Origin of the sequence: Mesorhizobium sp. M7A.F.Ca.CA.002.05.1.1, assembly GCF_003998335.1 — a bacterium.
Taxonomy (GTDB): domain Bacteria; phylum Pseudomonadota; class Alphaproteobacteria; order Rhizobiales; family Rhizobiaceae; genus Mesorhizobium.
This window is the reverse complement of record NZ_RZQI01000592.1, coordinates 1-3,822: the sequence shown is the minus strand read 5'-3', so window position 1 is coordinate 3,822 and position 3,822 is coordinate 1. Positions and strand designations below refer to the sequence as shown.

General features: G+C 61.0%; 7 protein-coding genes. 3 read left to right on the top strand and 4 right to left on the bottom strand.

The window, feature by feature from the left end:
- Both EN939_RS24625 and EN939_RS24620 read left to right on the top strand, forming a co-directional pair.
- The coding region (locus tag EN939_RS24625; RefSeq protein ID WP_164751191.1) for a 2'-5' RNA ligase family protein at window positions 1-368 on the top strand (368 nt) is incomplete at its 5' end.
- Between the two features lie 125 nt (window positions 369-493).
- Entirely contained in the window at window positions 494-847 is a 354-nt protein-coding gene (locus EN939_RS24620) for a nuclear transport factor 2 family protein (RefSeq protein WP_127270215.1), read from the top strand.
- A 93-nt stretch (window positions 848-940) separates the two neighbouring features.
- Here the strand turns inward: EN939_RS24620 and EN939_RS24615 are convergent, their stop codons facing one another.
- Together EN939_RS24615 and EN939_RS24610 are read right to left on the bottom strand one after the other, a co-directional pair.
- Complete coding sequence (locus tag EN939_RS24615) at window positions 941-1,420, bottom strand: SRPBCC family protein (protein WP_127270213.1); 480 nt, start codon at window positions 1,418-1,420, stop codon at window positions 941-943.
- Window positions 1,417-1,773 (bottom strand): ArsR/SmtB family transcription factor, encoded by a 357-nt coding sequence (locus EN939_RS24610; protein ID WP_127270295.1) that lies wholly within the window; start codon window positions 1,771-1,773, stop codon window positions 1,417-1,419. Before EN939_RS24610 ends, EN939_RS24615 begins: the two co-directional genes overlap by 4 nt.
- Before the next feature lie 147 nt (window positions 1,774-1,920).
- Here EN939_RS24610 and EN939_RS24605 point away from each other — a divergent pair, with 147 nt between their 5' ends.
- Window positions 1,921-2,268, top strand: a complete 348-nt coding sequence (locus EN939_RS24605) for an ArsC family reductase (protein WP_127270294.1) — start codon at window positions 1,921-1,923, stop codon at window positions 2,266-2,268.
- A gap of 196 nt (window positions 2,269-2,464) precedes the next feature.
- Here EN939_RS24605 and EN939_RS24600 read toward each other — a convergent pair whose 3' ends face one another.
- Together EN939_RS24600 and EN939_RS24595 are read right to left on the bottom strand one after the other, a co-directional pair.
- Window positions 2,465-2,827, bottom strand: a complete 363-nt coding sequence (locus EN939_RS24600) for a DUF488 domain-containing protein (protein ID WP_127270292.1) — start codon at window positions 2,825-2,827, stop codon at window positions 2,465-2,467.
- Window positions 2,828-2,843: 16 nt separating this feature from the next.
- A partial coding sequence (locus EN939_RS24595; RefSeq protein WP_164751190.1) for an aminopeptidase occupies window positions 2,844-3,822 on the bottom strand: 979 nt, incomplete at its 5' end.

Below are 3,822 nucleotides of genomic sequence, written 5' to 3'. Positions count from 1 at the left end.
CCCGCCATGTCGGCTTGCTGATGCAAGCCACACCATTCGATGTTTGCTTCGACCGCCTGTCGGCTTTCGGCGGCGGGGCGCTGGTGCTTCGCAGCAGCGACCATTCGCCGACTTTGCAAGCCTTCTGGCGCAAGCTCTCTGCCGTAATTGACGACAGCCCGCTAAAGCCATTCATCACGACCTCGCTGGAGCCACATGTCACGCTGCTTCGCGACAGGAGGGGCGTTCCAAAAGTGCGGGAACGGATCGTTGAGCCGATATCCTGGACAGTGCGGAGTTTTTCGCTGATCCGTAGCCACCAGGGTGAATACAAATGTCCGGCGACCTGGCAATTGACCGGTCAGGACGATTCCCTAGCCGGCATGTGAGAAATCGTCGTCATACAGCCGCTATATCAATCGTCCTGACACGGCTTGTCAGCTGTAGTGCCGGCAATGGTGGCAGGCCAGCAAGCTGTTCCCCATTTGCAGTGCGTCTGACAGGAGGAACACAAATGACCATCGCGGAAATTGCCAAAGATTTCACCGAACTGCTCAAGCAGGGCGATAACGAAGCTGCTGCCGAGAAGTACAATGCCGATGATATCGTCAGTCTCGAAGCCATGGCGGGGCCGATGGCCATCTCCCATGGCAAGGAGGCTCTCAAGCAGAAGGGCCAGTGGTGGCAGGAGAACAACGAAGTGCATGGCGGCTCGGTCGAGGGCCCCTATGTCAACGGAGACCAGTTCGCGGTGCGCTTCAAGTTCGACATCACGCCCAAGGCCACCGGCGAGCGCGTCACCATGGATGAAGTTGGCCTCTACACAGTCAAGAACGGCAAGATCACCGAAGAGCGCTTCTATTATTGAGGCGGAAATGCCACCGGGAGACTGCTCTCTTCGCTCCCGGGTTGAAAACAAGCATGACGGCCAAGACAACGTCCTGGCCGTCATGTGGGAAGATCAGATCGTCTTCACGTACTGCCCAAGCTGATCGGCCACCGTGCCCCAGCCGTTGAAGAAACCCATCTCCTCATGGTTGTTGCGGGTCGCCTCGTCGCGATGGATGGCGGTGGCGGTGTAGCGCGTGCCCTTGCCGTCCGGCTGCAAGGAGATAACAGCGGTGATGAAGGGTTCCCCTGACGGCCGGTAACCCGGCAACAATGCATCCGTCCACACCAGCCGCTCGTTCGGCACGATTTCGAGATAGCAGCAATGGCGGTCGTTGACCTCGGTTCCGTCGGGCGACTGCATGCGCGTGCGGAACAGCCCGCCCGGCCTGAGGTCTATCTCGCAGTCGGTGATCATCCAAGGCTTCGGCGTGAACCATTGCTTGACGTGCTCCGGCGTCGTCAAGGCGCGCCACAGCAATTCGCGCGGCGCATCGATGACGCGCTCCAGCACGAGGTCCAGTCTGGGATCCGGCTTGAGGGGATAGATCATTTTTCTGTCTCCTTGAGGGTCATCACATAGGCGTCGAACTGGTCGAGGCGGCGCTCCCACAGCGTGCGCTGTTCGGCCAGCCAGTTTTCGGCAAGCTTCAGCGGCTCGGGCGCCAGTTGATAGGTCCTGACCCGGCCGGTCTTTTGCGAGCGCACCAGCCCGCAACCTTCGAGGATTTTGAGATGTTCGATGAAGGAGGGCAGGGCCATGTCGAACGGTTGGGCAAGCTCGCTGACCGAGGCAGGGCTGCGGTTCAGCCGCTCCACCACGCGTCGCCGCGTCGGATCGGACAGTGCGCGAAAGATGCCGTCGATCGGCGGAGGGCTCGGAGTTGTGGTCTGAAGGCTTGTCATTGGTTGGTCCTGAGGCGCTGTCAAAATACTTAGGGAAATTCCTTAGTGTTGGCAAGGGCAAAACCGAAGGCATGCCGGGGAGCGCTGGCAAAGCGCGCAGAGCGTCCTTAATCTGCGGTCAGATTCGAAATCGGAAGGGCCACTGTTTTGACGATCATCATGTACGGCATCACCACCTGCGACACGGTCAGGAAGGCGCGCCTCTGGCTGGAAGGCCATGACGTGGCCTACAGGTTTCACGATTTCAGGGCAGAGGGACTGGACGCGAAGCGGCTGGATGGCTGGGCGGGCAAGGTCGGCTGGGAAAAGCTGCTCAACAAGGGTAGCACCACGTTTCGCGAACTGCCGGACAACGACAAGCAGAGCCTCGACGAAAAGAAGGCCAAGGCGCTGATGCTGGCCAAGCCGACCGTGATCAAGCGACCGGTGCTGGAGGTTGGGGATCGGATTCTGGTGGGGTTCAAGGCTGATGTTTATGAGGCGGTGGTGAAGTAGGGCAGCGCATACACCTCACTTCGTCATCCTATGGCGAAGCAAGGAGCGGAGCGACGCAGCGCAGACCATAGGATCCATGCCGTGATCTATCCGTGTTGCAACGGTGCAGATTCTGCTCCGCTGCGCCTTTCGACTGAGGTCGCGGCATGGATCCTCGGGTCAAGCCCGAGGATGACGAAGGTCTGGCTAACGATGGCTAATTGTGAGCGCTTGCGCTGAGATACCCCGCCAGCGCCACCGCATTGTTATGCGCTTCATCATGCGCGCCATAGAGCAGCGTCACCTTGCCGTGGCTGATCAAGCCTCGCAATTCACTCACCGCCTCGCCGTTCCCGTCCAGCTCAGCACGATACCGCTCCTGAAACTCCGGCCAGCGCGCCGGCGCATGGCCGAACCACTTTCGCAGGTCGTCGCTCGGTGCGATGTCCTTCAACCACAGCGTCAGCGCAGCGTCTTCCTTGCTGACACCGCGCGGCCAGATGCGGTCGACCAGAACCCGCTGCCCGTCATCGGGCGCGGGTGGCTCGTAGATACGCTTGACCGCCAGGTCGAAGGCCATCGCACCCTCCGTACGGTCAAGCCCATTCACCCTTGCGCATGACGGGCACGCGGGCGCCGTCCTTGTGGACACCATCGATGTCGATCTTGTCCGAACCGATCATCCAGTCGATGTGGATGAAGCTCTTGTTGCCGCCGCGCGCCGCGATCTCGTCCTGGCTGAGCGAGGCGCCGTCGACGAAGCACTTCGAATAGCACTGGCCGAGCGCGATATGGCAGGCGGCGTTCTCGTCGAACAGCGTGTTGAAGAACAACAGCCCGCTTGCCGAGATCGGCGAGGAATGCGGCACCAGCGCTACTTCGCCGAGGCGGCGCGCGCCCTCATCTGTATCGAGCACCTTCTTCAGCACATCCTCGCCCTTCGATGCCTTGGCCTCGACAATCCTGCCTTCTTCGAAACGCACCGAAATGTCGTCGATCAGCGTGCCCTGGTAGGACAGCGGCTTGGTCGAGGAGACATGACCCTCGACCCGCCTTGCATGCGGCGTGGTGAAGACTTCCTCGGTCGGGATGTTGGGGTTGCAGGTGATGCCGTTCTTGGCGGTCGAGGCGCCGCCCATCCATTCATGGCCGTCCGCCAGTCCAACCGTCAGGTCGGTGCCGGGTCCGGCAAAGTGCAGCGCATGGAAATCATGGCCGTTGAGCCATTCGGTGCGGCTGCGCAGCGCCGCGTTGTGCGCCTTCCAATTGCCGATGGGGTCCTCCACATCGACCCGCGACGCGGCGAAGATGGCGTCGGCGAGCTTCACGACCGCGACATCGTCGGCATCGTCAGGAAAAACCTGCCTGGCCCAGGCGAGGTCCGGATAGGCCACGATGTTCCAGTTGATGTCGAAGCCGGTGATCTTTTCCAGCGCCGGCTGGTAGGCCATCGAATTCGCCTTGTTGGCGCGCGCCACTTTCGCCGGATCCTGAGCCGACAACAGCGATGGATCCTCGCCGCGCACGGCAAGCCTGGCCGCATTGTTGGAAAAGGCGTTCGCCATGCCTTCATAG

Coding starts and splice junctions, on each gene's coding strand:
- EN939_RS24620 (WP_127270215.1), top strand. CDS start 494: ATGACCATCGCGGAAATTGCCAAAGATTTCACCGAACTGCTCAAGCAG.
- EN939_RS24615 (WP_127270213.1), bottom strand. CDS start 1,420: ATGATCTATCCCCTCAAGCCGGATCCCAGACTGGACCTCGTGCTGGAG.
- EN939_RS24610 (WP_127270295.1), bottom strand. CDS start 1,773: ATGACAAGCCTTCAGACCACAACTCCGAGCCCTCCGCCGATCGACGGC.
- EN939_RS24600 (WP_127270292.1), bottom strand. CDS start 2,827: ATGGCCTTCGACCTGGCGGTCAAGCGTATCTACGAGCCACCCGCGCCC.